This is a genomic window from Staphylococcus parequorum, from assembly GCF_039237145.1.
Classification (GTDB): domain Bacteria; phylum Bacillota; class Bacilli; order Staphylococcales; family Staphylococcaceae; genus Staphylococcus; species Staphylococcus equorum_A.
In genome coordinates this window covers 757,459-784,015 of record NZ_CP150682.1, presented here as the reverse complement: position 1 = coordinate 784,015, position 26,557 = coordinate 757,459, and the positions used below count along the sequence as shown (strand labels likewise).

Genomic DNA, 26,557 nt, shown 5'->3' with positions numbered 1-26,557 from the left:
TTTAATCAGGGACATCTATTTTTCTTCAGACTAAGCACGCTAAAAAGGGGGAGACATTATTGTGTCTCCCCCTAATATATCCAACTATGATTCAATGATAACTATCAAATTGAAAGTGCTTTATATACGCTACTTCTATTCGTTCTCTCTTAATTGATCTAACAATTGCTGTGCTATAGCTGTATTGGCTCTTGGCTCATCTTTCAACATATCTGCGACTTGTGCGATTTCTTTACCTTCTGCACCCACGACAATGGCTAATGATTTATACTGTAAGCTCATATGTCCTTTTTGGATGCCTTCTGACACTAATGCACGACAGGCAGCAAAGTTTTGTGCCAAGCCAACAGCTGCAACTACATGTCCAAGTTGTTCAGCGGAATCTACTTTCATTAAATCTAGCGCTGTTTTAGCAATTGGTAACACTTTTGTGCCACCACCGACTGTCGCTAATGTCATAGGAACTTCAATCGTCCCAACCAGTGTCTGACGTTGCTCATCATAATGCCATGTTGCTAAGCCACGATACTGTCCATCTTTGCTTGCATATGCATGTGCAGTTGCTTCAACACCGCGTGTATCATTACCTGTTGCCAAGACCACAGCGTGGATACCATTCATTACACCTTTATTATGCGTCGCTGCACGGTGAATGTCTACTTGAGCTAATACAGAAGCACGTTCCATACGTTTCGCTACTGCTTGTCCATTGCGGCCACCCTTGGATAAAGCGGAAACTTCAATTTCACCTTGCACTTTAACTACAGACGCTGTCGCATGGTTAGATAAAATACTCATTAAAATATCAATATTGTCTAATTCATTTTTTAAATAAGCTGTAATACCTTCTAAAATTGTATTCAGCATGTTCGCACCCATAGCATCTTTTGTATCTACAAATACTTTTAATGACAATAAGCCTTCCGCTGAAAACGTGTCAATTTCTATGCGGCGGTAGCCCCCGTCTCTTTCTATAATTGAAGGATATACTTCGTCAGCAATTTGTTTGATTTGTGGTTCTAGCTGATTAATTTTTTGTGCAAGTGCCTGTGTATCATTTACGCCATCAAAAACAATTTGGCCAATCATTAAGCGTTCACTAGATACCACTTTGAAACCACCCGTTTGATTGACAAGTTTAGCGCCATAGCTTGCAGCCGCAACAACTGAAGGTTCTTCTACCATCATTGGCACGACATATGCTTTTTGATCAACAATAATTTCTGGTAGTAATCCTACAGGTAAAGAACCTTGGCCAATCACATTTTCAATTAGACTATTCGCAATCTCTTCAGGAATAAGTGGGTTATTTAGCAATACCGCTTTATTTTCATTACTTAACCAACCTTTTTGAACAAGTTGCTCTAATTTCTCTTCACGAGATAAATGACGAAATGACTTATCTAACGCTTCCATTATTTATTCCCCTTTTCAATTTCTAGTGCTATACCTAAGCCGCCGCCAATACAAGCAGTAGCGATACCACTTTGTTTACCCTCTTGAGACAATACATTCACAAGCGTCGTCACCAAGCGTGTACCAGTTGCACCGATTGGATGACCCAACGCAATCGCACCACCATATAGATTGAGTTTTTCTTCAGCTATGCCTAAATTATCTCGAACAGGAATACTTTGTGATGCAAATGCTTCAGTCATTTCAACAACATCTACATCATCAATATGTTTACCTGTCTTATCTAATAATTTTGTAACTGCATGATAGGGTGCATAACCCATATAATCGGGGTCACAACCTATTTCAGCATGCTCTCCTAGAAGTGCTAAAATTTCATGTCCTTGTTCTTTTGCATAAGCTGCGTCCATTAAGATAATCGTTGAACCACCATCATTAATACTAGAAGCATTACCACCAGTAACTGTGCCATTTTCTTTGAAAATTGTTTTTAAAGTTGCAAGTTTTTCTATACTCGTATTACCACGTATACCTTCATCACTTGTCATCCATTCACCATTTACGTCTTTTAACGGTACGATTTCATTATCAAATTTACCCGCTTCAGTCGCTTGATGTGCTTTTTGATGAGAATCATTTGCAAATTTATCTTGTTGTTCACGTGTCACATCGTATTTCTCAGCTATTTTTTCTGCTGTAATGCCCATTGGCACATTTGAAAAAGCATCTGTTAAACCGTCATGCATAAAGCTTTGAACAGGTGATTCTCCCTCTTTTAAAATAAGTTGTGGTGCGTTCGTCATACTTTCTACGCCACCAACTGCAACTACTTTCGCTTCTCCCAATTGGATCGCTTGTTTACCGAGGATAATTGATTTTAGTCCTGAGCCACACACTTCATTAATTGTCATAGCTGGCGTTGTATTCGGTACACCTGCATTGATACTAATTTGACGCGCTGGATTTTGTCCACTTCCACTTTGTAACACATTGCCATAAATGACTTGATCTATTGTATTTGGATCCAATTTAATTGCTTCTATCGCTGCTTTTAATGTTTTCTTTCCGAGTTCAACTGCTGAATAATTACTTAACTTCCCTTTAAATCTTCCAATTGGTGTACGTTTTGCACTTACGATTGCTATTTTATTCATTTTCAATCTCCTTTATTTACAGTTAATTTTAAATCATTGTATTTTATAAGCGTGATTTGGTATGATACAGGTGCTTATTTATATATAGAAAGGTGTCGATACGCTTTATGACAATTGGTATTGATCAAATTAATTTTTACGTTCCAAGATTTTATGTAGATATGGCTAAACTTGCAGAATCACGTCAAGTTGACCCAAATAAATTTCTACTTGGCATTGGCCAAAATGAAATGGCAGTTAGTCCAGTAAGCCAAGACATTGTTACAATGGGCGCAAATGCCGCAAAAGACATCATTACTGATGAAGATAAAAAACAAATCAGTATGGTTATTGTTGCAACAGAATCTGCAATTGATTCTGCGAAAGCTTCAGCAGTACAAATACATAACTTGCTTGGCATTCAACCATTTGCACGTTGTATTGAAATGAAAGAAGCTTGCTATGCTGCAACACCAGCAATTCAATTAGCTAAAGATTATTTAGCACAACGTCCAGATGAAAAAGTATTAGTTATCGCTAGCGATACTGCACGTTACGGTTTAAACTCTGGTGGCGAACCTACACAAGGTGCAGGTGCAGTTGCTATGATAATATCACAAAACCCACGTATTCTTGAACTAAATGATGACGCAGTTGCCTTCACTGAAGATGTCTATGATTTTTGGCGTCCAAGTGGACAACCATATCCTCTCGTTGATGGTGCATTATCGAAAGATGCTTACATTCATTCGTTCCAAGAAAGCTGGAATGAATATGCTCGTCGCTACAATAAAACATTAGATAATTTTAAATCATTATGTTTCCACGTACCATTTACTAAAATGGGTAAAAAAGCACTTGACTCAATTTTAACAGATTCTGTTGATGAACAAACAAAAGCACGCTTAACTTCTGGTTATGAAGATGCTACATATTATAATCGTTATGTAGGTAACATCTATACTGGATCTTTATACTTAAGTTTGATTTCATTATTAGAAACACATGACCTGTCTGCAGATGATACAATCGGACTATTCAGTTATGGTTCTGGTTCTGTAGGCGAGTTCTTTAGTGGTAAAATTGTAAAAGGCTACCAAGATGCACTTGATATTCAAGGACATAAAGACCTTTTAAACAACCGTACTGAAGTTTCAGTTGAAACATATGAATCTTTCTTCAAACGTTTTGATAATTTAGAATTCGATCACGAAACTGAATTAGCTGATGAGAAAAAGAATATTTTCTATCTTGAAAGTATTAATGATCATATCCGTAATTATAATACCTTAAATTAAATCTGAAATCACTTAATCGTATCATGATTCAGGAACATAATTTAAATTATCATATTTAGCTTATGCCTTTAAATTATGTGCTGAGACGTCTTAACTGAATTTAGATAAATTTATGTATATAAAAAAGGGAGTGGGACAGAAATCTAATTTTTCTAATAAAATTTCGTCGTCCCACCCCGGCACAGCTGACTAGAATTGAAAAAAGCTTGATATAAGCGCATTTTCAATTCAGTCAGCCACTGCCAATATAAAAAAAGAGGCTAAGACACGTCATTATGTCTCAGCCTCTTTTCTTTTTATTCAATAAACAAAAACAGAGGAGATATTTGTCAATTTACGACTGTATCTCCTCTGTTTTATGTACGTATCATGTTATAACGTAATTATTTTTCCGCTTGTTCTTGTTGTTCTTGTTCAATCTTACGAGTATATGCTTCGTATCGCTCTTTATTGGGCTGTAATGTCAAACCTAGATATTTCCGTTCTTTGTTTGCATCTTTATATAAAGCAATCATCATTAATATCACTACAAAACTAAACGGCAGTGCGGATATAATGGCAGCTGATTGTAAGGCGTCTAAACCAGTGTCCCCACCAGCTAATAATAAGACATACGCAATAGCTGCTAATGCTAAGCCCCAGACAATTTTAACAAAACCTGAAGGGTTTAACGTACCATGTGCAGTCTGCATACCTAATACATAAGTCGCTGAATCTGCAGAGGTAATAAAGAATGATGCAATAAGCGCTAAAGCAATGATTGAAAGGATAAACCCAAAGGGTAATTCATTAAAGATTCCAAATAGCTGTGTCTCAGGCGGTAATTTAAATAGTTCACCATGTTTTTGTCCTACTGTGATACCTGTCGTACCAAAAGCACTAAACCAGATGATACTAATCACTGTTGGAACACCTAAAACTGCAACAACAAATTCTCTAATACTACGTCCTTTTGAAATCCTAGCGATGAATATACCAACAAATGGACTCCAGCTCATCCACCAGCCCCAATAATATATCGTCCATGTTTGCATCCAGTCCGATTTTTGTTCATTTAATGGCGCTACGTCTAAAGTATTAAGTAAAATCGAATTCAAATAGTCTCCTGTGCCACTTGTCATCATGTTTAAAATGAGTAGCGTTGGACCCACGATAAAAACGATTAAGAGTAGTAAGCCTGCTAATACCATATTTAAATTACTTAAATATTGGATACCTTTACTTAAACCGCTCCATGCACTATATAAAAACAAGACAGTAACGACTGCTATAATAATACCTTGAACCAGTGAATTAGCTGGTATACCAAATAAATAATTAAGACCAGCATTGATTTGAATGGCCCCTACACCTAAAGAAACCGCAACACCGATTACTGTTGCAAAGACTGCTAGCACATCAACAACCGTGCCAATAGGCCCATCTACTTTATCTCCTAAGATAGGACGTAATGTTTTTGAAATTAAACCATTTTCTCCTTTACGGAACTGTGAATATGCCAGTGCCAAAGCTACAACACCATACATCGCCCATGGATGAATCCCATAGTCCAGAAATGATGATTGAAATGCTTCTGACATGGCTGCTTTTGTTTCAGCATCTGCAGTTGGCGGTGCTAAATAATGCGAAATAGGCTCTGATGCGCCATAGAATACTAAACCTATCCCCATACCTGCACTAAATAACATCGCTAACCACGAAATAGTACGAAATTCTGGTTTATCCGAAGGTTTACCTAGCTTTAATTTACCGATTGGGCTAAATGCTAGAAACACACAAAAGCCTAATATTACAGTATATAACAACATATAATACCAACCGAATGTATCTGAAACCCAAGTAGACACACTACCTGTAATACTCCCAAATTGTTGTGGGAAAATTGCACCAACCAAAACAAGTAATCCTATGATGGCAGCTGAATATATAAATACACTTGAAAATTGTTTTTTTTCTTTTGGCAAAATGCTCACCATCCCTTAATTTTTTAACAAAGACGTGTAATAGAATACCATACTGAGTTAAATTATCAACTTAGTTAGAGATTTTTTACAACTTACAAGCGTATTTAAGAGTGGTTTTTGAAAAAATTAACTTATTTCTCAATACTACGGGCTCAAGGCTTTGTACTATTTTTCGGTCTATAAAATGCATCCATATCCATTTTTTCTAATTTAAGTAACTCGATTTTGGTATCAATGCCGCCACCATAACCTGTTAAGCTACCATCTTTACCAACAACTCTATGACAGGGAATGATAATTGAAATTGGATTGTTGCCTACTGCACCACCCACTGCTTGTGACGACATTTGGGTTTTACCTCTTTTTTTCCCTATTATTTGTGCGAGTTCTCCATAAGTTACTGTCTTGCCATAGGGTATTTCTAAAAGTGCTGCCCAGACTTGTTCACGAAATTCCGTACCTGACGCTTTTAAAGGAAAATCAATTTCCGGAATATTTCCCGAGAAATACGCGTCTAACCAACGTTCTACTTTATCAAAGATAGGTTGTTCTGTTTCAACTAACTTATCATCATATTTTAATTCGAAATCGGTTTGATTGGGTAGCCACAAGCCAGTGATATGCTCTCCGTCAGATGTTATTGCAATGCGTCCGATAGGTGCTTGATAGTATCTTTTATAATGCATGATGCTCCCCTCTTTCTGTCCTTCTGAATTTGTTTTATCATAAATCTTTCTTGGTTTTATGTAAACCATTAAGGGAATGAGTAAGACAACTCAAGATATGTATGGGAGGCCTTTCTATGTCTAAATCAAATCAACAAAATCCTATTAACAAAAGTGCTGATTTAAATTTTAATACACCTCAAAGATCTGAACGTCTCACAATGATTTATAAAGCACTATACCAATTAAACGATGTAGTTCTTGGCATCATATTCTTAATAGGTAGTTTTTTATTTTTTAGTGATTCTACTGTCACATTAGGTACAATACTGTTTGTAATCGGTAGTGTACAGATGACGGTTAGACCGCTTATTGCATTGTCACATGATTTACATTTGGCACATAAATATAAAAAATCAGAAATGCATGATGAATAGTACATTTTATCATTCAACGTAACAAACAGCCTGGGACATAGCACATGTCTCAGGCTCATTTTTTATATTGGCAGTGGCTGACTGAATTGAAAATGCGCTTATATCAAGCTTTTAAAGAACTACTACTTCATTTATGAAGACAAGTAGTTCTTATGCAAGCGCTGAAGCGCTTATATTCCATTTTACAGTAGCTGTGCCGGGCTGGGTTCATACGACGAAATTTTATTAGCAAAATTAGATTTCTGTCCCACTCCCTTTAATTTTAATATTTACATATTTATTTTACGTGTTGGTATGATTAATGCACTTGCAAGAACACCACAACCAACGATACAAGCACCAACGATAAAACCTGTTGTTGCCGCTGTATGTACGCTTTGTCCACTTTGCATAATCGCTGTGTAAATAGAAGTCATAATCGCAATACCAAAGGCGCCACCAAGTGTTGAGCCCATTTTAAATATACCGGAAGCGACGCCCACTTTTTCTGGTGGTGTAGTTGAAACTGCAGTACTCAATGCAGGTGTTGCAAAAAGACCTGTACCTCCACCAAAAAAGACTGATGCAATTAACGCTACAACGATATATCCTGAGGTACCAAAGAACGTTAAACTAAATAATAATATACCTATTGCTGTAAATATTGGTCCGATAACCAACGCACGTTTCGCACCAAATCTTTTAATACTCTTTTCACCTAAGCGCACAACAATAAGAAGTGTAATTAAGTACGGTAAAGTAAGTAAACCTGCTTGGAACGCACTAAATTTCAATCCACCTTGCGCGTACATATTAAATAAAGCAATCACACCAACGCCTGTGTTAAGTAAGAAGTTCGCAAGTACTGCGCCTATATAAGGCTTGTTTTTAAATAATTCCAAATCGATAAACGGCACTTTTTTGCCACGTTCTACTTTGAAGAACATAAATACACATATGATAAAGACAGCTAATAATACTAATGTCGGTGTACTCAACCACCCCATTTTATATCCTTGCGTAATGACAAAACTAATACTCGCGATCATAATCACAAATATTGTCAGTCCAACATAATCAAAACGATTTGTTTTATCTTTAATTAATTCACTTTCTGGTAAATGTTTTAATAACATCATTGCTACAAGCGATAATATAATCGACAAAATAAAAATAGATTGCCATGATATAAACGTTGCCATCGCTCCTGCAAAGAAGGATGATAAACCTGTACCACCAAATGCACCAATTGACCAAAAACTCAATGCTTTTTGTCTTTCGTCCCCTTCAAAAAAGTCATTGACGATGGAAATCGTCGCTGGCATGATAATTGCTGCTGATAAACCTTGCACAACTCTACCTAGAATCAGCAATACAACGTTACCTGAGACGATAAGCATAAGTGAACCAACGATGCTTAATACTAGTGCAATACGTGTCATCTTTACCTTACCAAATTTATCTGAAATATTACCAGCTACTACCATAAACACACCGGTAACAAATGACGTTAAACTTATAGAAATATTGACTATACCTGGACTAGCTCCAAAAGTTGACTGGATTTGAGGCCCAATATTTAAAAATGATTGGGCAAATAACCAATAAGTTAATATTGATAATACAATACCCGTCAACAATTTACCCCCTGAAATTTGTTTCATTTTTTCTACCATAAAAGCATCCCCTATGTTTGTTAATAATATAAAGTTAGAATTTCAAAAGACTCTTGTATTCGTATTTTACAAATGAGATTATTACACATTTTAGGCACGATGATTTCTTTTGAAATTTCTTACACTTTAAATATTATCATTAATTAAATATAAAGGTCAGAATTTACATGCCGTTATTTTGAATTTTCTGATAACTATTGACTATAATTTGTCATATTTTCGTGGGTATATTACCTAAAATAATTTTTTTACCGCTTTATTAAAGTATTTTTTAAAATACATTTTCTGATGTAGCCCTTTATTACTTGTAACGAAGTGAAATGACATTTGTTCAGAAATTAAAAGTTCATTTAAAATGTCTACGCCTTGCTCAGTTTGAGCTAAGATATTGGTATTGATATCTGGATGTTGCTCATCTTCAAGCATGCCAATGTACCAGTAAACATGTTCTTCTGCTTTAATAATATGTTGTTGCTTCATAAATGTTAGAAAGCCTGGATACCATATTGAAGGTGAAAGCAGTATATATGTGCCAAAAGCATCAGGTTTCTTGAATAAAGCATAAAGCGCAACTAATCCACCTAGTGACGCCCCAGCAATACTTATATCCCTACGTTGTTCAGATATATTGAAACATTTTTTTAAATAAGGTAACAATTGATCAGAAATCCATAAGATATAATCATCCGCTGCTTTATAAAATGCTTCATCCTCGACTACATCTTGCCAAGACGCATAAATTGTATCATCATTCGGCAGTAACCCCACAAATATGATTTCTCGTTCAATATCCTTAAATAAATCATCGCCATCTTGAACAACAACTAAAGGGTATGGACCAGCGTTACGCTTAAAATATCCTTTAGGTAATTTCACTTTAATATCATGGTGTTGAAACCGAATATTGAAATTTCTTATATTCATAGCAATCAACCCTCTTCCTATTCACCGCTTTGACATCAGGTGATTTTATAGAAAATTATATAATTCGACATCATTTTCTTTCGCATATTCTAAAGCAAGTATTTCCAAGATATTAATGAGTGCTGGGTTACCTTTAACTTTAATATATTGGAATTTCAAATTATGTTCTTCAGCTTTAATATTTTTTAATTCTGATTCATCTAAATTTTGTTGTGCTACATAGGCTTTTCTAAATTTTGCTGTACCAGCATCTGATTTCACATTGAATTGTGCCAGCTTATCATTTAAATCTTTTTGAGTAAGTTTATATCCCGTCATAAACCCACCTGCTTGTCCTACATATAATGGTTTTTTATTTTTAAAGATAACAAAAATACCTTTTTGTTCTTGAACTGCACTTCTACTTTCTTTATCAAATGTAAGTGCCTTTGACTTATCATATTTGAATAATTTTTTTAATGGCTTATTATAATCTTCAAGCAATTCACTTAATTTTTTATCCGCATTCATTTTAATCATCCTTTTTCATTTTTTTATTATTCTATATATACACTTTAATATGACTACATAAACTACATGTAAAATAAGAATAAAATCATAAGCGCACAAAAATAAAGGTTGTAGCCCAGTATAATAAGCTACAACCTTTATTTGATGTTTTAATAATTTATTTTAAGTAATTGAATACCGTAACGCCTACTGCTTCAGCTGCTACGCGTAATGATTTTTCACTGATATCAAATTTAGGATGGTGATGAGGATGAATGTCACCATTATCAGGGGCAGCACCCGCATAAATAAATGTGCTAGGTATAGCTTTAGCATAATATGCAAAATCTTCAGATGGTGGTTGTGCTTCACATCTTTCTATACCTTTAATCGCATCTGTATCAGCGTTTTCAATAGATTCTGCAACAAATTTTGTAAACTCTGGATCATTATATAATGCAGGGTAATCATCATTATATTCTAATTCGCATGTCACACCAAACATTGCCTCTAAGCCTTCAGTTAAACGTTTAACCTCTTTTTTAATCGTATGTTTGGTATCATCAGTCAAGGCACGTACATCGCCTTCTACTTCAATACTATCTTTAATCACATTAAATTGTCCTTTGCCATCAAATGAACCAATCGTTACGACGCCTGTTTCAAAAGGATTTAAGCGTCTCGAAACAATCGTTTGTAAAGCATTAACAAAATATGCTCCAGCTACTATACTGTCGTTTGCCGTATGTGGTGAAGAACCATGTCCTCCTTGCCCATTCACTTTAAGTTTAAAGAAATCTCTACCTGTTTGTACATTGCCTTCACGATAATATACGTTACCAGATGGCATATGACTCATCACATGGACGCCTAATACATGGTCGACTCCATCTAAGACACCATCTTTAATCATCGCTTGTGCACCGCCTGGAGGCACTTCTTCAGCAGGTTGATGAATAACAACAACTTTACCTTTAAATTGATCCTTCAGTTCGATAAGTGTTTCAGCAAGAATTAACATGTATGCTGTATGTGCATCATGACCACAAGCATGCATCACACCTTCATTTTTTGAAGCAAATGCTAACCCCGTGTCCTCTTGAATTGGTAGAGCATCAAAATCAGCACGTATTGCTATCGTCTTACCAGGTTTCCCACTATCGATTGTCACCTTCAAACCATTCGGACCTACATTCGTTTCTACTTCACAATCTTTATCTTTATAAAAATCTTCAATATACTTAGGCGTTTCTTCTTCGTGGAAAGATAACTCAGGATATTGATGAAGATAGCGGCGTATCTCAATCATTCGGTTTTCTTTCTCTTTCAATATATCTATTAATTGTTTCACCATGACAGTTCCTCCTATATTAAATATATTTAACTTATTTACATTATATACTTTTTGAGTGTAATTTATGTGTTAGACCCTTTGTTGAATAACGTAGACGTGATGCTTCTTTAAATGATAGGAGCATAATCAATATAATCATCAACAATAAAAATATCGCCTTTCTGGTATCCATATATTTCATTCTATTTCCATACCGTCAATCTACTTCTCAGCACTAACACAAAGCGTAATCCATCCTTTATGCTGCTGTTACATTGTTTGGTTCATTAAAAATTAAAAATCCGGCTATAATCTATGCTATTTTATTGATCTTTGGACAAAAAAACTGCCAACAAAATCCGGGATTTTGTTGGCAGTAAGAGATGCTCTTAATAATTAAGCATCTTAATATAATTAAACTTATTTTTTATTTATCGTTTTCTCGATTAATTCATTCAACTTGTTAATGTTTTTACTTTGTTGTGCTAACAGTGACATAACGTCTTCATCTTTGTTTTCTGTACTTGATGTTGTATGACGTTCTGTACTGTTATCTACATTGTTAGCATCATTATTATCGCTGTAATAATGCGGTTGTTTTTTACCTGCTTGATAGTCTTCTAATGCTTGATATAAGAAATCTGTCTGCGCCGTTTGTTGCGCAATCTCGTCATATAACATTTTAGTTTTTCTATCAACTGGAATTTCATTGTTATTTTTAGTTGTTGTAGTTGATTGTTGGTGAATGTTGAATGTACGATCATAACTTTCTTTTGATGCGCTGAATTTTTGAGCAGGCATCATACTTTGTAATTCATGACCTTCAATATCTACACTTGGTAAAATTCTGTTTAACCATGCTGGCATATACCAAGATGCTTTACCAAACAACTGTGTAAGTGCAGGTATCAATAGTAAACGCACGATAAATGCATCGAATAACACACCGAAACCGAGTGCTATACCCATTGATTTAATCATCACGTCATCTTGGAAGACAAATGCGATGAACACACTGAACATAATCAATGCTGCAGCTACCACAACTGGGCCACTTTCTTTAATACCTACTTTGATAGCATGTTCATTGTTTCGTGTCTTACTGTATTCTTCATGAATACGTGACATTAAGAACACTTCATAATCCATTGCGAGACCAAATAATAAACCGATTGTTATCACTGGTAAGAATGCGAGTAATGGTCCTGTAGTGTCAACACCAAATAGACCAGACATAAATCCTTCTTGCATAATTAATGTCGTAAAGCCAAGTGTTGCTACTAATGATAATACAAACCCTAGCACTGCTTTCAATGGAATAATGATTGAGCGGAATACTACCATTAATAGAATAAATGCCAACGCTACAATGACACTCGCAAATAATGGAATTGCTTCATTTAATTTTTGAGACATATCAATGTTGATTACACTTTGACCAGAGACTTCTGTTTTGAAATCATATTTGTCTTTTGCATCATCATTATAATCTCTTAAATCATGGACTAAATCATTGGTAGATTGCGCGTTAGGTCCTTTTTCAGGAATTACAGCAACTAAGGCATAATCTTTACTATCACTTAGTTGTGGAGGCGTCGCCATATCTACGTTATCCATATCATTAATATCTTTTGTCATATCTTGTAAATCTTTTTGTAATGCTTGAGGATCATCTTTCTTATCTTTAACATTCACAAGCATAGCAATTTGACCATTATAGCCTTCGCCAAATTTGTCAGAAATAATATCATATGCTTTTTTCTGTGTTGTATCTTCTGATTTCATACCATCGTCTGGAATGCCTAAGCGCATATCACTAATTGGAATTGCTGCTACTACTAAAATAATAAGACCAATTAAGACTGCTGCTAAAGGTTTACCTACAACAAATTTTGACCAAGCTGTATCAACATCGCCTTCAAATTCTGATTTACTTTGTTTAGGCTTAATACTCTTATGGAAAATACTGATTATTGCAGGTAATAATGTTAATGCACTAATTACCGCTACTAATACGCTAATAGCTGATGCATAACCCATGACTGCTAAGAAGTCTATGCCAACGAGTGCTAACCCACAAACTGCAATAATTACAGTTACACCAGCAAAGATAACAGCACTACCTGCTGTACCTACAGCTAAACCGATAGCTTTAATATGATCTGGTTCTGTCTTCACTATTTGACGATATCTAAATAGTATAAACAGTGCGTAATCTATACCAACTGCAAGTCCAATCATAACGGCTAACGTCAATGTAACGTTTGGAATATCAAACGCGTAAGTAAGTAATGAAATAATTCCTACACCTGTGCCTAAGCCAAGTAATGCACTAATGATTGGCATACCTGCAGCAATAAATGAGCCAAAAGTAATTAATAGTACGACGAATGCTACGATAATGCCTATTACTTCTGAAGCACCACCAATTTCAGTAGATTCCATGCCTGTACCCATTAATTCAGCTTGTACGTTATGTTTGTCTTCTAATTTTTCAACTTCATCTTTCACATTATCTTTAGAATCTGCTTTTAAAGCTGTAGCAGACACATCATAATTGACATCTGCAAAAGCAGTTGTTTTATCTTTACTTATTTGTTTATTATCATAAGGATCTGAAACATTCTTGATATCATCATCATTGTCTTTGATGTCATTCAATGTGTCTTTGATATCTTTAGTCATGTCTTCCTTAACTATGCCGTTCTCAGAATCGCTTTTAAATACAATCCTTATTTGAGCTTTTTCACTATCCTGGTTAAATTCATCTTCAATTTTTTTGTTAGTATCGAGTGACTCTAAACCATTCATAGTGATGTCATTATCAAATTTAGGTGAACTTATTGTAAGCGGTATAATAATTGCCACGAGTAAAACGACCCATGCAACTACACTCCACCATTTATGTTTTGCAATAAACGAACCTAATTTATACAAAAACTTTGCCAAACTATTGCCTCCTAATTTAATCAACGTTATAGTTTATACATATAGTGTAGATTATTTATATTAACATTTTACAAGCTCAGCCGCATTATAAAAAGAACTAATTATGCGAATGTGTCTATTTAAACTACAAAAAAGGAGAAGTGTAGAATGAATGAAAAAGATCTTCGTGTTATTAAAACCAAACGTGCGCTGTCTAAGAGCTTTTATGATCTCTTAGAAAAACAACCCTTTTCAACAATTACTGTAAACCAAATTTGCAATGAAGCTTTGGTACATCGAACAACTTTTTATAAACATTTTTACGATAAATATGACTTACTCATTTATTTAATTACTTATTTAATGAAAGATTATTTTTCAATTGATTTTAAAGAACGTATTAACAATCCATTTACTATTATGGAAAAAACAATAACAGATATCGATGAACTTAACAAAGTTAAAGAAAAGCAAATAGAAGACAAAGATTTTGAACGAACGATTACAAATTATTTCATCCGTGTATTACAAAATGACATTAAAGATAATATGTCACGTATTTCTGTAGATCCAAGTGTTCCAATCGAACTGATTTTTTATGTATATGGCGCAAGTTTATTTGGTTTTATGGAGTGGATGCGCGACCACAATATCAAACGTCCCGCACACGAAATAGATGAAATCTTTCATAAAATGATTAATATCAAAGTAAAGACGTAAAACAATAAATTCACACCAAAAAGCCTCTCACTGCAAAGCAATGAGAGGCTTTTAAATTATTTTATAATTTTAATTAGAACATTTCTGAAGCGACTTTTTGTTCTAAGAAGTTTAATAGATAGTCTGGGCTACCTGTTTTAGCGTCAGTACCTGACATTTTGAAACCACCGAACGGGTGATAGCCAACAACTGCTGCAGTACATCCACGGTTAAGGTACAAATTACCTACATCGTATTCTTCAACTGCATGAATCCAGTTTTCACGATTATTAGTAATTACAGCACCTGTTAAGCCATAATCTGTATCGTTAGCAATGTCTAATAGTTCTTCAAAGTCATTACCTTTAACAAAGCCAACAACTGGGCCAAAGATTTCTTCTTGCATGATTTGGTCTCTTGATTTTAAGTCTGAGATGATTGTAGGTTCAATAAAGTATCCAGTAGTACCATCCGTGCCACCACCGAACTCTAATTTACCTTCTTTACTGCCAATTTCAATATAATTTTTAATTTTGTCGAATTGTTTTTTATTAATAACTGGTCCCATGTTCGTGTTATTCTCAGTATTGCCTAATGTTAAATTCTTAGTTAATTCAACTGATTTTTTCAACACTTCATCATATACATCTTTGTGTACGATTGCACGAGAACATGCTGAACACTTCTGTCCTGAGAAACCAAATGCAGAACTTACGATAGATTCTGCTGCTAAATCAGTGTCGATATCTTTATCAACTACGATTGCATCTTTACCGCCCATTTCAGCAATAACACGTTTTAAGAATTTTTGTCCTTTTTGTACTTTTGCAGCTCTTTCAAAAATTCGCGTACCTGTAGCAAGTGAACCTGTGAAAGTTACAAAATGCGTGTGTACACTATCTACAAGATAGTCACCGATTTCTTTTGGATCGCCTGGTACAAAGTTAACAACACCTTTTGGTAATCCAGCTTCTTCTAAAATTTCAATTAATTTATATGCAGTTAATGGTGTATCTTCTGCTGGTTTTAAAAGTACTGTGTTCCCTGCAACTACTGGCGCTAATGTCGTACCAGCCATAATTGCAAACGGGAAGTTCCATGGTGGAATTGTAACACCAGTACCAATTGGTTTATAGAAGTATTTATTATGTTCTCCTTCTCTATCCAATGTTGGTTTACCGTCCGCTAATTCCATCATTGACCTCGCATAGTATTCAATAAAATCAATACCTTCTGCTGCGTCACCTACAGCTTCATCCCATGGTTTACCTGCTTCGTAAACCATCACTGCTGAGATTTCTTCTTTACGACGTCTAATAATTGCCGATACTCTAAGTAAAAATTCAGCACGATCTTTGTGTGACCATTTCTTCCATGATTTATAAGCTTCGTTTGCAGACTCAAATGCTTTATCCACATCTGCTTGAGTTGCTTTTGAAACTTCTGCAATAACTTCAGTAGTATTGGCAGGGTTGATAGATTGATACGTATCTTTTGTGAATATTTCTTCCCCATTAATTACTAAAGGAATTTTTTGATTTAATTCACCTTTAACTTTCTTTAAAGCCTCTTTAAATGATTCTACATTTTTACTGTCTGTAAAATCGATACCTGGTTCATTCTGATAATTAACTACCATTTTTCTACCCCCATGTAAGTTTGTAAATAGAAAACACAAATGGAATTATTCCATTCTTGATTTTATTGTATATGTATCACACCACAAATGCAATCGCTTACAATCACTTTTTTTAATTATATCGTATCTAACCTATTTCGCATTATTCCCTAAAATTTGCTATTATATTCATTGAAATTTATTGTTGTTATTGTACAAATAGTAAATGCTAATTTAATAAATTTTATTCTAATATTTACACTGAATTCTCATTACGTATGTTACTATTTAAACTTGAATATAATCATATCAATATTTATTTCAAAAATAAAAGAACAATCGAGAGGTTAAGCTATTTATGAAAACATATACGTCTGTTATTTTTTGGATGCGTACTATAGCTTGTTTAAGTATTGTTCTCATTCATTCGATTACAACCACGTTTTCCAAGATGGATTTTGTGGGACATGGCACTGCCATTAGAATATTTCAATTATTGCTAATGTTTAGTACGCCATTATTTGTATTCATTTCAGAATTTTTATTAGCGAAAAATTATCAGGTTAAAACAAAACCTGGTTTCTTTAAAAACAAATTGATTTATTTAGGTATCCCATATATCGTGGTTAATCTAGCTATCTCATATTTCTATTTTGAACCTGAGACATTAGAAGATTACTTTGGACATGTTTCAAATACGATGTTTCACGGTGGCGCTGTGACATACTTTATTGTAATTATTTTCCAATTCTATATACTACACATTCTCTTTGCTAAATACATCATCAAATGGAAGCCTATTCCTGTAATTATTGGTGCAACCATATTCGCCACATTGTATTGGGCATTTAGAGAATTTGTACCCCCATCAGAAAATCCAATTTTAGGATTGTTTTGGGGAAGAGAAGGTTGGATGCTCTTTTTAGGTTGGATTAGTTATTTCTTACTTGGTTTTTACACAGGCATATATTATGAGTCTCTCATGAAGAATATTAAAAAATATACTTGGCTTATTGTTTTTGGCACAATCTTGTCAGCAGGTATATTAATTAGTAACTATTTATTCGGTGTTAGTACTTGGGTAGAATCTAAACGCTTTGATATACCATTTTATGTCACAATGGTGATCTTGCTATTTTTCTTATTCTCATCCTATGTAAAATATGTACCAAAATTCGTATTATTTATAAGTAACTACTCATTCTGTATATATTTAGTTCATTACTTCTTTGTCCATGATTTAGGTTTATTGAGAGCGGATAGTTCATTAAGAAACATTGCTTTCACTTTCATCCTCACAGTTACAATATCAGTTTGTTTAGCATATGTATTCAACTTATTCAAACTCGGAAAATTTATGGTAGGTGGTATTGGACACATCAATTATGACAAAGTATATGAAAGTTATAAACACGGCAAAATGGACTAGTAAACTAACAAATTATAATGAAAAATTATATATCAAATACAATAATTAAAAGAGGACTAGCTGATTGTAAAATACAGCTAGTCCTCTTTCTTTATTTTATTATTCATAGGGTTACCGTTCATCAACTTACGTTCACCATGAAAGTATCCTATTTAATTACTTAAACTGACTTTGTTCCATTTTTATTTATCTTTACGATCTTGGCGACGTTGATACGTATGTTCACCAGAAGTCGATGCTTCTTCTTTATCATCGCCTAGTTCCCCTTGCTCTGTAAAGTCTCTGTCATCAGAATGTTGTTCAGGTGATTCATCTTTTAATTCAGCATTTCGCTCTTGATAATGATTGTCTGTATTGCTTCTATTATTTGAATGATTAACACCTTCATAGTTTGGTTTATGGGCTTTTCTTACTAATAATAAAATACCAGCTACTAACCACAATAATGCGGTAATCCAATTAAATGTAAATACTGTAACAATTGCAATTAATATCAGTACTACACCTGATACCTTAGGAATTTTATTGATTAATAATGCAAATATAATTGCGATAATTGTACATACGATAACGGCTCCTAAAGCTATAATAAACAAACTACTCGCCATCTCTAATAATTGTGACGGTGTCATTTGACTTGATAACTGGTTAAATTCTCGACTATTATTCATTGATTGTATGAGTGAGTCTTTCACACTCGCATCATTTAAAAATGGCGTTACGATAGCCATTAAAAATATTAAGATAAACTGTAAGATAATGCCTACCCAGGTTAATATTTTTTCCACAGTTCTTTTCATAATTTTCCTCCTCAGGAATTTACTTCTTGCTTCATTGATTCTATACCCCACACAAATAACGTTATGCAATTATATGACTGCTCAATCTATTCTATTGTATTTAAACCTTAAAACAAACAAATTTAGCCCAATGAATATCAAGATAATAATAGGGGTATCTAATTATTACCTAAATAAACAAAGGAATGATTAAAAAACGCCATGAATAATAAACATAAAAGAAAAACAAAAAATCGTAATTTGGTCTATATTATCTCAGTAGCTATCATTTTACTCATCACTTTAGTTGCTGGTATTTTCCCAAAGGGGTTTGGAACATACGCACAACAAGTTTATGACTACATATCAAATTCTTTCGGATGGTTATTCTTAGTTATTATTTTTATTTTAGATATCTTTTTAATAGCGCTAGCTGTATCGCGTTACGGACGCTTTAAATTAGGTAAAGATGATGAAGAACCTGAGTTTTCTATGCATTCTTGGATTGGGATGTTATTTTCAGCAGGCTTAGGTGTAGGGATTGTCTTTTGGGGCGTGGCTGAACCATTAAGTCATTATTTACATTCTCCCTTCCCAGGTACGGTCGCAGATGAGTCCGCCGAGTCTGCAAGAGTAGCAATGGGTTATACATTCTTCCATTGGGGGATTTCACAATGGTCTATATTCGCAATTGCCGGACTCACCGTTGCTTATTTCCAATTCAGAAAAAACCGTGACGGACTCATTTCAACAGCAATGGAGCCTGTATTTGGCGAAGCATATAAGCGCCCTTACAGAAACATCATCGATATTTTAGCTATTATTGCGACAGTGATGGGTATCGCAACTTCAATAGGATTAGGTATTATGCAAATTAGCGGCGGGTTAGAACATGTCTTCAACGTACCTAATAATAATATTACTAAAATCACAATTACTGTTTTAATGGTAGCTATTTTCTTAACTTCGGCAGTAACTGGTTTAAATAGAGGCGTGAAATGGCTAAGTAACATAAATATAGGCTTAGGTGCCTTACTCCTTATCTTTATGTTCATTTTTGGTGATTTAAAATTTATTTTCGAATCATACACTTTAGCAATTGGTGATTATTTGCGCCATTTTATTGAATATAGTTTACGTATTAGCCCATACACTGGAGACAATGGCTGGATTCAACAATGGACAGTCTTCTATTGGGCATGGGTGATTTCATGGTCGCCATTTATCGGTGGATTCGTTGCGCGCGTTTCACGGGGACGTACGATAAGAGAATTTATCGTTGGCGTACTCATTATTCCACCACTAATTTCATTTACTTGGATTGCTGGTTTTGGGGGCACCGCAGTTAAAATTGCACTCAACGAGAATGATAATATTGCTAACGTTGTAGATCAAGACTATACCGTAGCCTTGTTTGAATTATTGTCTAAATTCCCTCTTGCTGACATTACGAGTGCTTTAGCAATCGCACTGATATTTATATTTATTGTCACAAGTGCTGATTCAACAACACATATTGTCTCGGGCATGGCAACAGGTGGCATAGCAAATCCTAAGACGAAACACAAAATAATTTGGGGCGTTTTAATCGGGGCAATTTCAGTATCTATGACAATTGCTGGTGGATTAACAAGTTTACAAACTGCCTCTGTCGTCACTGGGCTCCCGTTCTCTATTATCTTACTCTTAATGATTGTGTCACTGATGCGTGCGTTACGTAGAGAACCAACGAAACATTTTAAAATGACACATATAGATGATGACAAAGATTATTCAATTCCACTTGAACAGCGTGAAGATGAGAATACTAGCGATTCAAAAGATGATTCAGTAAATGATAAACAAAGCACTATTAGTAATGATAAAGAAACTGAATCAAACAAAGAACATAGAAAAGATAAAAAACACGAAAATAATAACGACAAATAAAATGATCCCCCTTCATTCTCTAACTAATGGAGGGGAATTTTTATAAACTTGGAATATACATATATTTAACTGTTATGACTTATTTTTGCTAAACTAACGATAAGTCTTAAATTAAGGGGATGGTTTTATGAATTTAGATAATATACAACCACATAAATTAAGAGAAATGATTAGTAATGGCGAGCTTACTGATCCTACAAGTGGTATGGCTAAAGGTTACGTACAAGCTAATGTCGTTATTCTACCTTCAAGCTATGCATATGATTTTTTAAGGTTTTGTTTTAGAAATCCGAAAACATGTCCACTTTTAGATGTATCAGAAAAAGGTTCTACCACATTTCCTTTCTACGGAAAATTTGCAGATATTAGCACAGAAGTGGCAGAATACCGCGTCTATCGTTATGGAGAACTTGTTGAATCACCAACAAATGTCACACATCTATTTAATGATGATATGGTTAGCTTTTTAATCGGTTGTAGTTTCACCTTTGAACATGCGTTATTAGAAGCCGGCATTCCGATTCGACATATTGAAGAAGAGCACAACGTACCTATGTTCATCACTGATATACCTGCAGAACCAAGTGGCGAATTCACAGGTAATATCACCGTAAGCATGCGCCCTATGACAATGCAGCAAGCCATTAAAGCAACTGAAATTACTTCGCGTTTTAAAAATATGCATGGGACTCCACTACATATTGGCGATCCGTCTAAAATAGGTATTGATAATATTACAAAACCTGATTTTGGAGAACCTGCCACAATAAAAGAAAATGAAGTTCCTGTCTTTTGGGGATGTGGTGTGACACCACAATCTATCGCTCTAGATGCGAAGCCAGAATTGATGATAACCCACGCACCAGGACATATGTTTATTACAGATATACTTAATAGTCAAATCAGTGATTAATAACTAGTTAGCTATTACTGTTTCAACTATCTCAAAAATAAAAGGACGTTTAGATTTCATTTGAAAAATCTAAACGTCCTTTATTCATCAATATTTTATAGTTCAACGCATTACAGCGTATGTTTTAACGGGATTCTATATCCTCTTGCGTTACAATTGGATAATTTTTGAAAATTTTAGAACATACATAGCCTACAATTAGACCAATAACAGCGATAATTGCGCCATAAATGAAAATTTTCAATGGATCATTAAATCCAAACATGACTAAGAAACCAGCTAGTGGTGTTGCCGTACCAGTTGCATCATTTATCATTCCAGAAGAAGCGATAACCGCACCTGCCAATGCACCACCTATAAAATTCGCAGTATATATTGGAACGGGATTCGCCGATACAATATCTGCTTGAGATAGCGGTTCAATACAAACAGCAATTCTTGATTTACGATCACCTAATTTCAATTTATTAAACATTGTGCCGTTAATAAATGATGATGAGAAAGAAACCATAGCAGCAATTGCCATTGGCATACCAGTCAGACCAAGTAATGCCGTTAAAGCCATAGAACTTAACGGTGCTGTTCCTACTACTGTAATAACACCACCAAGAATAATTCCCATAATAATTGGGTTGATTTCTGTAGAACTTTGAATGATGTCACCTATTTTTAACAATGAATTATTTACTAATGGGGTAATACCCGTCGCAACTAATCTTGCTAATGGCGCAATAATTAAAATACCTACAATCAAATCTATACCATCTGGTACTTTTCTTTCCGCATATTTCATTAGATAACCAACAACATACCCAGCTACGAAACCAGGTATTAAATCTAGCCCTCCACATGACGCAGCTATAACTAAAGCATATACAGGTGAAACACCGATAGCTAATGCTACAAGTCCAGCTGCAGCTACACCGCCAAGACCTCCAGCAGCATCGCCAAGTTCACCTAAAAATTTAATACCTAATAGGTCGCCACCTACGTATTTATGAAATGCCTCAACTAAGAATGTTGCTATTGCAGCATTTGCTAAAGCACCCATTGCACGCATACCCATAGGTGCTCGATATGTAAACAGTGTAAATAACGCTAATACTACAACTAAAAACAAAGTTCCAATTAATATATCCATCTTTGAAATGCCTCTTTCCTTTTCTTGAAGTAGTTATGTTTTGTGTGGAAATAATTGTTTCAATTCTAACTATAAGCGGATTTATCGATTCCTTTCTAAAAATCAGATTCATCTATCTTATATATTAATCTACAATTATACTACTTACCTTTTCACTCACATTTTTATATCTTAACACATTTCACTATTATATTCCGAACAATTTTATTATTTTAAATTTAAGCCCCGCGGAATATTTTTCTACATTATTTTAATTTGTTTTTTAATATTACACGATTTAATGATAATGACTATTGTAGATTATTTTTATATTTCATGATTATTTACACTATGTACAAGAAAAAAGCGATGGTAACATCCATTACGTAATGAATGCTATCATCGCTTTTTATCTATTAATTATCTATTTTACTGATAGGTTTAGCTGGTGACCCGACTGCTACTACATTTTCTGGAATATCCTTAGCCACAAGACTACCTGCCCCAATGACTGCTCCATCACCAATCGTAACACCTGGTAAAACTAAAACATTGGCCCCTAGCCACACATGATTTCCAATAGTAATTGGCAATGCTTGCTCTAATCCTGAATTTCTTTGTTGATATTGAAGAGGATGGACAGCCGTGTAAAGTCCGCATTTAGGACCTATAAAGACATGATTTCCAATGAAAATCTTTCCGCCATCCATAAAATAACAATCATGATTTACAAATACGTTATTTCCTAAAAAAACATTATAGCCATAATCTACTTGAAATGGACTTAATATTTCTAAATTATCTGGCTTATCATTGAGTAAGTCAGTTAAAATTGCATTGCGTTTTTCTGAATTGCTCGGCTTTGTGTGGTTTAATTCAAAGCAAAGATCTTTCGCTTTATTTCTTTCAACATCCAAAGCTTCATCAAAGTTAGCGTCATACCATTCACCTGCTAACATCTTTTCTTTTTCACTCATACATTTACCCCTCCCTCACTAAATTTCGTCAAATACACCTACGTATTCTAGCACCTTTTACAATTTATCCCAGTTGGATAAGTAATTGATACATTATTGTTCCAGCATAATTACCTATTACATAACCCAATGTACCAATAATAAGTATCGGTCCCACTAAACCAGACCAGCCTTTTCCAATAGCTAATGCTGCTGCAGTAGTAGGTCCTCCCGCAGTTGCATTACTTGCTAACAATATTTCTTCAATTTTAAATTTAAAGAGCTTACCTAAAATAAGACTTAAACCTAAATTGAAAATCAAAATAATAATGACAAAAACAAACAACAATGGTGCAGTTGTAATAATTGTAGCAAATGAAGCCGGTGTACCAATGACTACAAAGAATATATAAATAAGGAAAGTGCCGATTTCTGATGCACCTGCTAACTTCTCAAAGAAATCTCCCCAGATAGCAACAACGATTAATGTCAATGTTGTTAATAATAAATATGAATCACCAAAGAAAGATACAATAATTGTTAATATGAGATTACTTTTAGGTACCCATAGTTGTATCAATTCTGCTATTTTGAAACTAACTGCCACAAGCGCAATCGCACTTGCCATTGAAAATGCAATATCTAATAATTGAATTTTTTTCGGTTGCCAAAATGACTGATGTGTCTCAGGTGTCGTTTCAGTTTTATAATTAGTAGTAAAATGTTTTTTTATCCAAGGCATTGATGGAAGGGCTATAAGTAATATGAAATACAGTGCCATAACACTGTTATCAGCAACTACTGTCGAAGAAACCATGTCTCCAGGTGTTTGAAATTTAGAACTCAAAGCTGCAAAATTCACGCCACCACCAATGTAACTTCCAGTCATCATGGCACCTATTTTAGAAAGATAAGGTATCCATTGATTTAAAGTAAGAAATGCGACCACTGTACCTATCATTGTCCCTACTGAAGCAATCATGAAAATGAATAATAATCGTCTACTTTCTTTCCATATCTTTAAAATATTTGAACTGAATAATAATAATGGAATAGAAAGTGGCACGATAAAATCCCATACCGTGTCATACACTGGTGAACTCGTTGGTATCACTTTAAAGTTTGATAAGAGCATTGCCCCCACCAGTGCTATAATTGCTCCTGAAATTGTACTTGCCCACTTGTATCGCTGTTCTAGGAATAAACTAACTGTTGCCCAAACTATAATAATAGCCCATAACGTCCACGTGTCACCTTTAGCTATAAGTGCACCTAATACCATGAACTTCCCCCCTTGAAATAAATTTTTATTTTAAGATATTAAATACATTTTAACAGCATTTTTCATTAATTTTTATAATTTTCTGAAAAAATACATTGTTTTGCTCTTTTTAAATTGATATTCTTGCAACTGTAGACAATAACAAGGGGGGATTTTTGCATATGAAAGAAAAAATTGGTTTAATCTTAGGACCATCACTTTTCATCATTTTTTATTTTATACCTAGTATTACAGGTTTAGCGGATGAACCACGTGCTGTTCTTGCAGTCACACTTTTTGTGGCTACATGGTGGATTACAGAAGCAATTCCCATACCTGCTACATCACTCATTCCACTGATATTACTACCTTTGAGTGGTGGTACAAATGAACAAGTAGCTGCGAGTGCTTATGCTGATCCAATCGTATTTATGTATATGGGCGGCTTTATTATCGCACTGGCAATTGAAAAATGGAATTTACATAAACGAATTGCTATGACCATCATTTCTTTGATGGGTTCAAATAGTAATCGTATTATTTTAGGTACAATGATTGCAACTGCATTTATTTCAATGTGGATTTCCAATGCAGCAACTGCACTCATGATGTTGCCAATTGCTTTAGCATTAATAAAAGAAATTAAAGATGCACAATTCCTCAAACCAGAATCAGCGCACAAATTCGGGAAAGCATTATTATTAACTGTCGCTTATTCTGCATCTATCGGCGGCTTAGCAACGCTTATTGGTTCAGTACCAAATGCAGTTTTCGCAGCCATCGCTTCCTCTACTTTAAATAGAGAAGTGTCCTTTGCGCAATGGATGTTATTCGCCTTACCATTAACAATTATATTGTTAATCATTTTATACTTATTAATGACAAAATGGTTATTTAAAATTGAAGACTCCGATAAAATATCTTCAGATTTTGCAAAGAAAGCTTTACATGATTTAGGTCCGATGAGTTTAGAGGAAAAATTAACAGGTATTGTTTTCCTTTTCGTTAGTATCTTGTGGATTGGTGGCGGTCTCTTGCCTGCTTCCTTAAACTTATCAGACACAGTTATAGCAATGTTAGGTGCTGTGTTACTCTTCCTTATTCCCGCTAAGTCATCTAATGGCGCGTTACTCGTATGGAATGACATGAGTAAACTACCATGGGGGATATTGTTATTGTTCGGTGGTGGCTTATCCTTAGCTGCTGCATTTGAAGATTCAGGACTGACAAAATGGTTTGGTGGTATGTTAGGTTTCGTCGAACCTTTACCATTAATTCTTGTTGTTATCGTATTGACGACAGCTATTTTATTCTTAACAGAAGTGATGTCTAATACAGCTGTTTCTAATATGTTAATGCCAATCAGTATTGGTTTAGCCGCAGCAATTAGCCAAGACCCATTTATTATTATGGGAATTGTCGCAGTATCCTCAACCTGCGCATTTATGTTGCCAATTTCAACACCACCAAATGCTGCTGTATTTAGTTCTGATGAATTAGAAATGCAAGACATGGTTAAAGCTGGATTTATTTTAAACATGTGTGCAATTGTTATCATCTCGCTATTCGTATATTTCTGGTTACCTATTGTATTCGGTTTATAAATTATAA

General features: G+C 34.6%; 21 protein-coding genes. 7 read left to right on the top strand and 14 right to left on the bottom strand.

Annotated features, from left to right (window positions below):
- Positions 1 to 135: 135 nt before the first annotated feature.
- The gene (locus AAA453_RS03605; RefSeq protein WP_427706338.1) at positions 136 to 1,416 is read right to left on the bottom strand and encodes a hydroxymethylglutaryl-CoA reductase, degradative; all 1,281 of its coding nucleotides are present in this window, start codon (positions 1,414 to 1,416) and stop codon (positions 136 to 138) included.
- Positions 1,416 to 2,570 carry a thiolase family protein gene (locus tag AAA453_RS03600; protein ID WP_069818238.1) on the bottom strand — a complete coding sequence of 385 codons (1,155 nt, stop codon included), beginning with the start codon at positions 2,568 to 2,570 and terminating at the stop codon, positions 1,416 to 1,418. Before AAA453_RS03600 ends, AAA453_RS03605 begins: the two co-directional genes overlap by 1 nt.
- 107 nt (positions 2,571 to 2,677) lie before the next feature.
- Here AAA453_RS03600 and AAA453_RS03595 point away from each other — a divergent pair, with 107 nt between their 5' ends.
- Positions 2,678 to 3,847 (top strand): hydroxymethylglutaryl-CoA synthase, encoded by a 1,170-nt coding sequence (locus tag AAA453_RS03595; RefSeq protein ID WP_427706336.1) that lies wholly within the window; start codon positions 2,678 to 2,680, stop codon positions 3,845 to 3,847.
- Positions 3,848 to 4,230: 383 nt separating this feature from the next.
- On the opposite strand, the gene AAA453_RS03590 is transcribed toward AAA453_RS03595, so the two are convergent.
- Together AAA453_RS03590 and AAA453_RS03585 are read right to left on the bottom strand one after the other, a co-directional pair.
- Positions 4,231 to 5,823, bottom strand: coding sequence for a BCCT family transporter (locus tag AAA453_RS03590; RefSeq protein WP_427706334.1), 1,593 nt, complete (start codon positions 5,821 to 5,823; stop codon positions 4,231 to 4,233).
- 140 nt (positions 5,824 to 5,963) lie between these two features.
- Positions 5,964 to 6,497, bottom strand: coding sequence for a methylated-DNA--[protein]-cysteine S-methyltransferase (locus tag AAA453_RS03585; protein WP_427706332.1), 534 nt, complete (start codon positions 6,495 to 6,497; stop codon positions 5,964 to 5,966).
- A 116-nt stretch (positions 6,498 to 6,613) separates the two neighbouring features.
- On the opposite strand from AAA453_RS03585, the gene AAA453_RS03580 reads away from it, so the two are divergent.
- Positions 6,614 to 6,913: a YrhK family protein gene (locus AAA453_RS03580; RefSeq protein ID WP_069818176.1), complete on the top strand. Its 300-nt coding sequence runs from the start codon at positions 6,614 to 6,616 to the stop codon at positions 6,911 to 6,913.
- Between the two features lie 269 nt (positions 6,914 to 7,182).
- Here the strand turns inward: AAA453_RS03580 and AAA453_RS03575 are convergent, their stop codons facing one another.
- The 5 genes from AAA453_RS03575 to AAA453_RS03555 all read right to left on the bottom strand — a co-directional run bounded on the left by AAA453_RS03575 (position 7,183) and on the right by AAA453_RS03555 (position 14,263).
- Positions 7,183 to 8,568, bottom strand: coding sequence for an MFS transporter (locus AAA453_RS03575; protein WP_427706330.1), 1,386 nt, complete (start codon positions 8,566 to 8,568; stop codon positions 7,183 to 7,185).
- Positions 8,569 to 8,802: 234 nt separating this feature from the next.
- Positions 8,803 to 9,492: an alpha/beta hydrolase gene (locus AAA453_RS03570; protein ID WP_427706328.1), complete on the bottom strand. Its 690-nt coding sequence runs from the start codon at positions 9,490 to 9,492 to the stop codon at positions 8,803 to 8,805.
- A gap of 45 nt (positions 9,493 to 9,537) precedes the next feature.
- On the bottom strand, positions 9,538 to 10,002 hold the full coding sequence (locus AAA453_RS03565) for a hypothetical protein (protein ID WP_069818173.1): 465 nt from the start codon (positions 10,000 to 10,002) through the stop codon (positions 9,538 to 9,540).
- A gap of 157 nt (positions 10,003 to 10,159) precedes the next feature.
- A complete protein-coding gene (locus AAA453_RS03560; RefSeq protein ID WP_069833186.1) occupies positions 10,160 to 11,335 on the bottom strand; it encodes a M20 family metallopeptidase in 1,176 nt (391 codons plus the stop codon).
- Between the two features lie 399 nt (positions 11,336 to 11,734).
- Complete coding sequence (locus AAA453_RS03555; protein ID WP_069818171.1) at positions 11,735 to 14,263, bottom strand: MMPL family transporter; 2,529 nt, start codon at positions 14,261 to 14,263, stop codon at positions 11,735 to 11,737.
- Between the two features lie 147 nt (positions 14,264 to 14,410).
- On the opposite strand from AAA453_RS03555, the gene AAA453_RS03550 reads away from it, so the two are divergent.
- On the top strand, positions 14,411 to 14,962 hold the full coding sequence (locus AAA453_RS03550; protein ID WP_069818170.1) for a TetR/AcrR family transcriptional regulator: 552 nt from the start codon (positions 14,411 to 14,413) through the stop codon (positions 14,960 to 14,962).
- A 73-nt stretch (positions 14,963 to 15,035) separates the two neighbouring features.
- Here AAA453_RS03550 and pruA read toward each other — a convergent pair whose 3' ends face one another.
- On the bottom strand, positions 15,036 to 16,580 hold the full coding sequence (gene pruA, locus AAA453_RS03545) for an L-glutamate gamma-semialdehyde dehydrogenase (RefSeq protein ID WP_002511548.1): 1,545 nt from the start codon (positions 16,578 to 16,580) through the stop codon (positions 15,036 to 15,038).
- Between the two features lie 337 nt (positions 16,581 to 16,917).
- Here pruA and AAA453_RS03540 point away from each other — a divergent pair, with 337 nt between their 5' ends.
- Positions 16,918 to 17,988, top strand: a complete 1,071-nt coding sequence (locus tag AAA453_RS03540; protein WP_427706326.1) for an acyltransferase family protein — start codon at positions 16,918 to 16,920, stop codon at positions 17,986 to 17,988.
- 182 nt (positions 17,989 to 18,170) lie between these two features.
- On the opposite strand, the gene AAA453_RS03535 is transcribed toward AAA453_RS03540, so the two are convergent.
- Positions 18,171 to 18,788, bottom strand: a complete 618-nt coding sequence (locus AAA453_RS03535) for a DUF4064 domain-containing protein (protein ID WP_427706324.1) — start codon at positions 18,786 to 18,788, stop codon at positions 18,171 to 18,173.
- Between the two features lie 201 nt (positions 18,789 to 18,989).
- On the opposite strand from AAA453_RS03535, the gene AAA453_RS03530 reads away from it, so the two are divergent.
- Positions 18,990 to 20,696, top strand: coding sequence for a BCCT family transporter (locus AAA453_RS03530; protein ID WP_427706322.1), 1,707 nt, complete (start codon positions 18,990 to 18,992; stop codon positions 20,694 to 20,696).
- Between the two features lie 127 nt (positions 20,697 to 20,823).
- Positions 20,824 to 21,609 carry a putative hydro-lyase gene (locus AAA453_RS03525; protein ID WP_427706320.1) on the top strand — a complete coding sequence of 262 codons (786 nt, stop codon included), beginning with the start codon at positions 20,824 to 20,826 and terminating at the stop codon, positions 21,607 to 21,609.
- Positions 21,610 to 21,733: 124 nt separating this feature from the next.
- Here AAA453_RS03525 and AAA453_RS03520 read toward each other — a convergent pair whose 3' ends face one another.
- The 3 genes from AAA453_RS03520 to AAA453_RS03510 form a co-directional block, all read right to left on the bottom strand.
- Positions 21,734 to 22,750: a PTS sugar transporter subunit IIC gene (locus tag AAA453_RS03520; RefSeq protein ID WP_427706318.1), complete on the bottom strand. Its 1,017-nt coding sequence runs from the start codon at positions 22,748 to 22,750 to the stop codon at positions 21,734 to 21,736.
- Between the two features lie 395 nt (positions 22,751 to 23,145).
- Positions 23,146 to 23,706, bottom strand: coding sequence for a sugar O-acetyltransferase (locus AAA453_RS03515; protein WP_427706316.1), 561 nt, complete (start codon positions 23,704 to 23,706; stop codon positions 23,146 to 23,148).
- 64 nt (positions 23,707 to 23,770) lie between these two features.
- Positions 23,771 to 24,967, bottom strand: a complete 1,197-nt coding sequence (locus AAA453_RS03510) for a DUF819 domain-containing protein (protein WP_427706315.1) — start codon at positions 24,965 to 24,967, stop codon at positions 23,771 to 23,773.
- Between the two features lie 161 nt (positions 24,968 to 25,128).
- On the opposite strand from AAA453_RS03510, the gene AAA453_RS03505 reads away from it, so the two are divergent.
- Positions 25,129 to 26,550: an SLC13 family permease gene (locus tag AAA453_RS03505; RefSeq protein WP_427706313.1), complete on the top strand. Its 1,422-nt coding sequence runs from the start codon at positions 25,129 to 25,131 to the stop codon at positions 26,548 to 26,550.
- Positions 26,551 to 26,557: the final 7 nt, after the last annotated feature.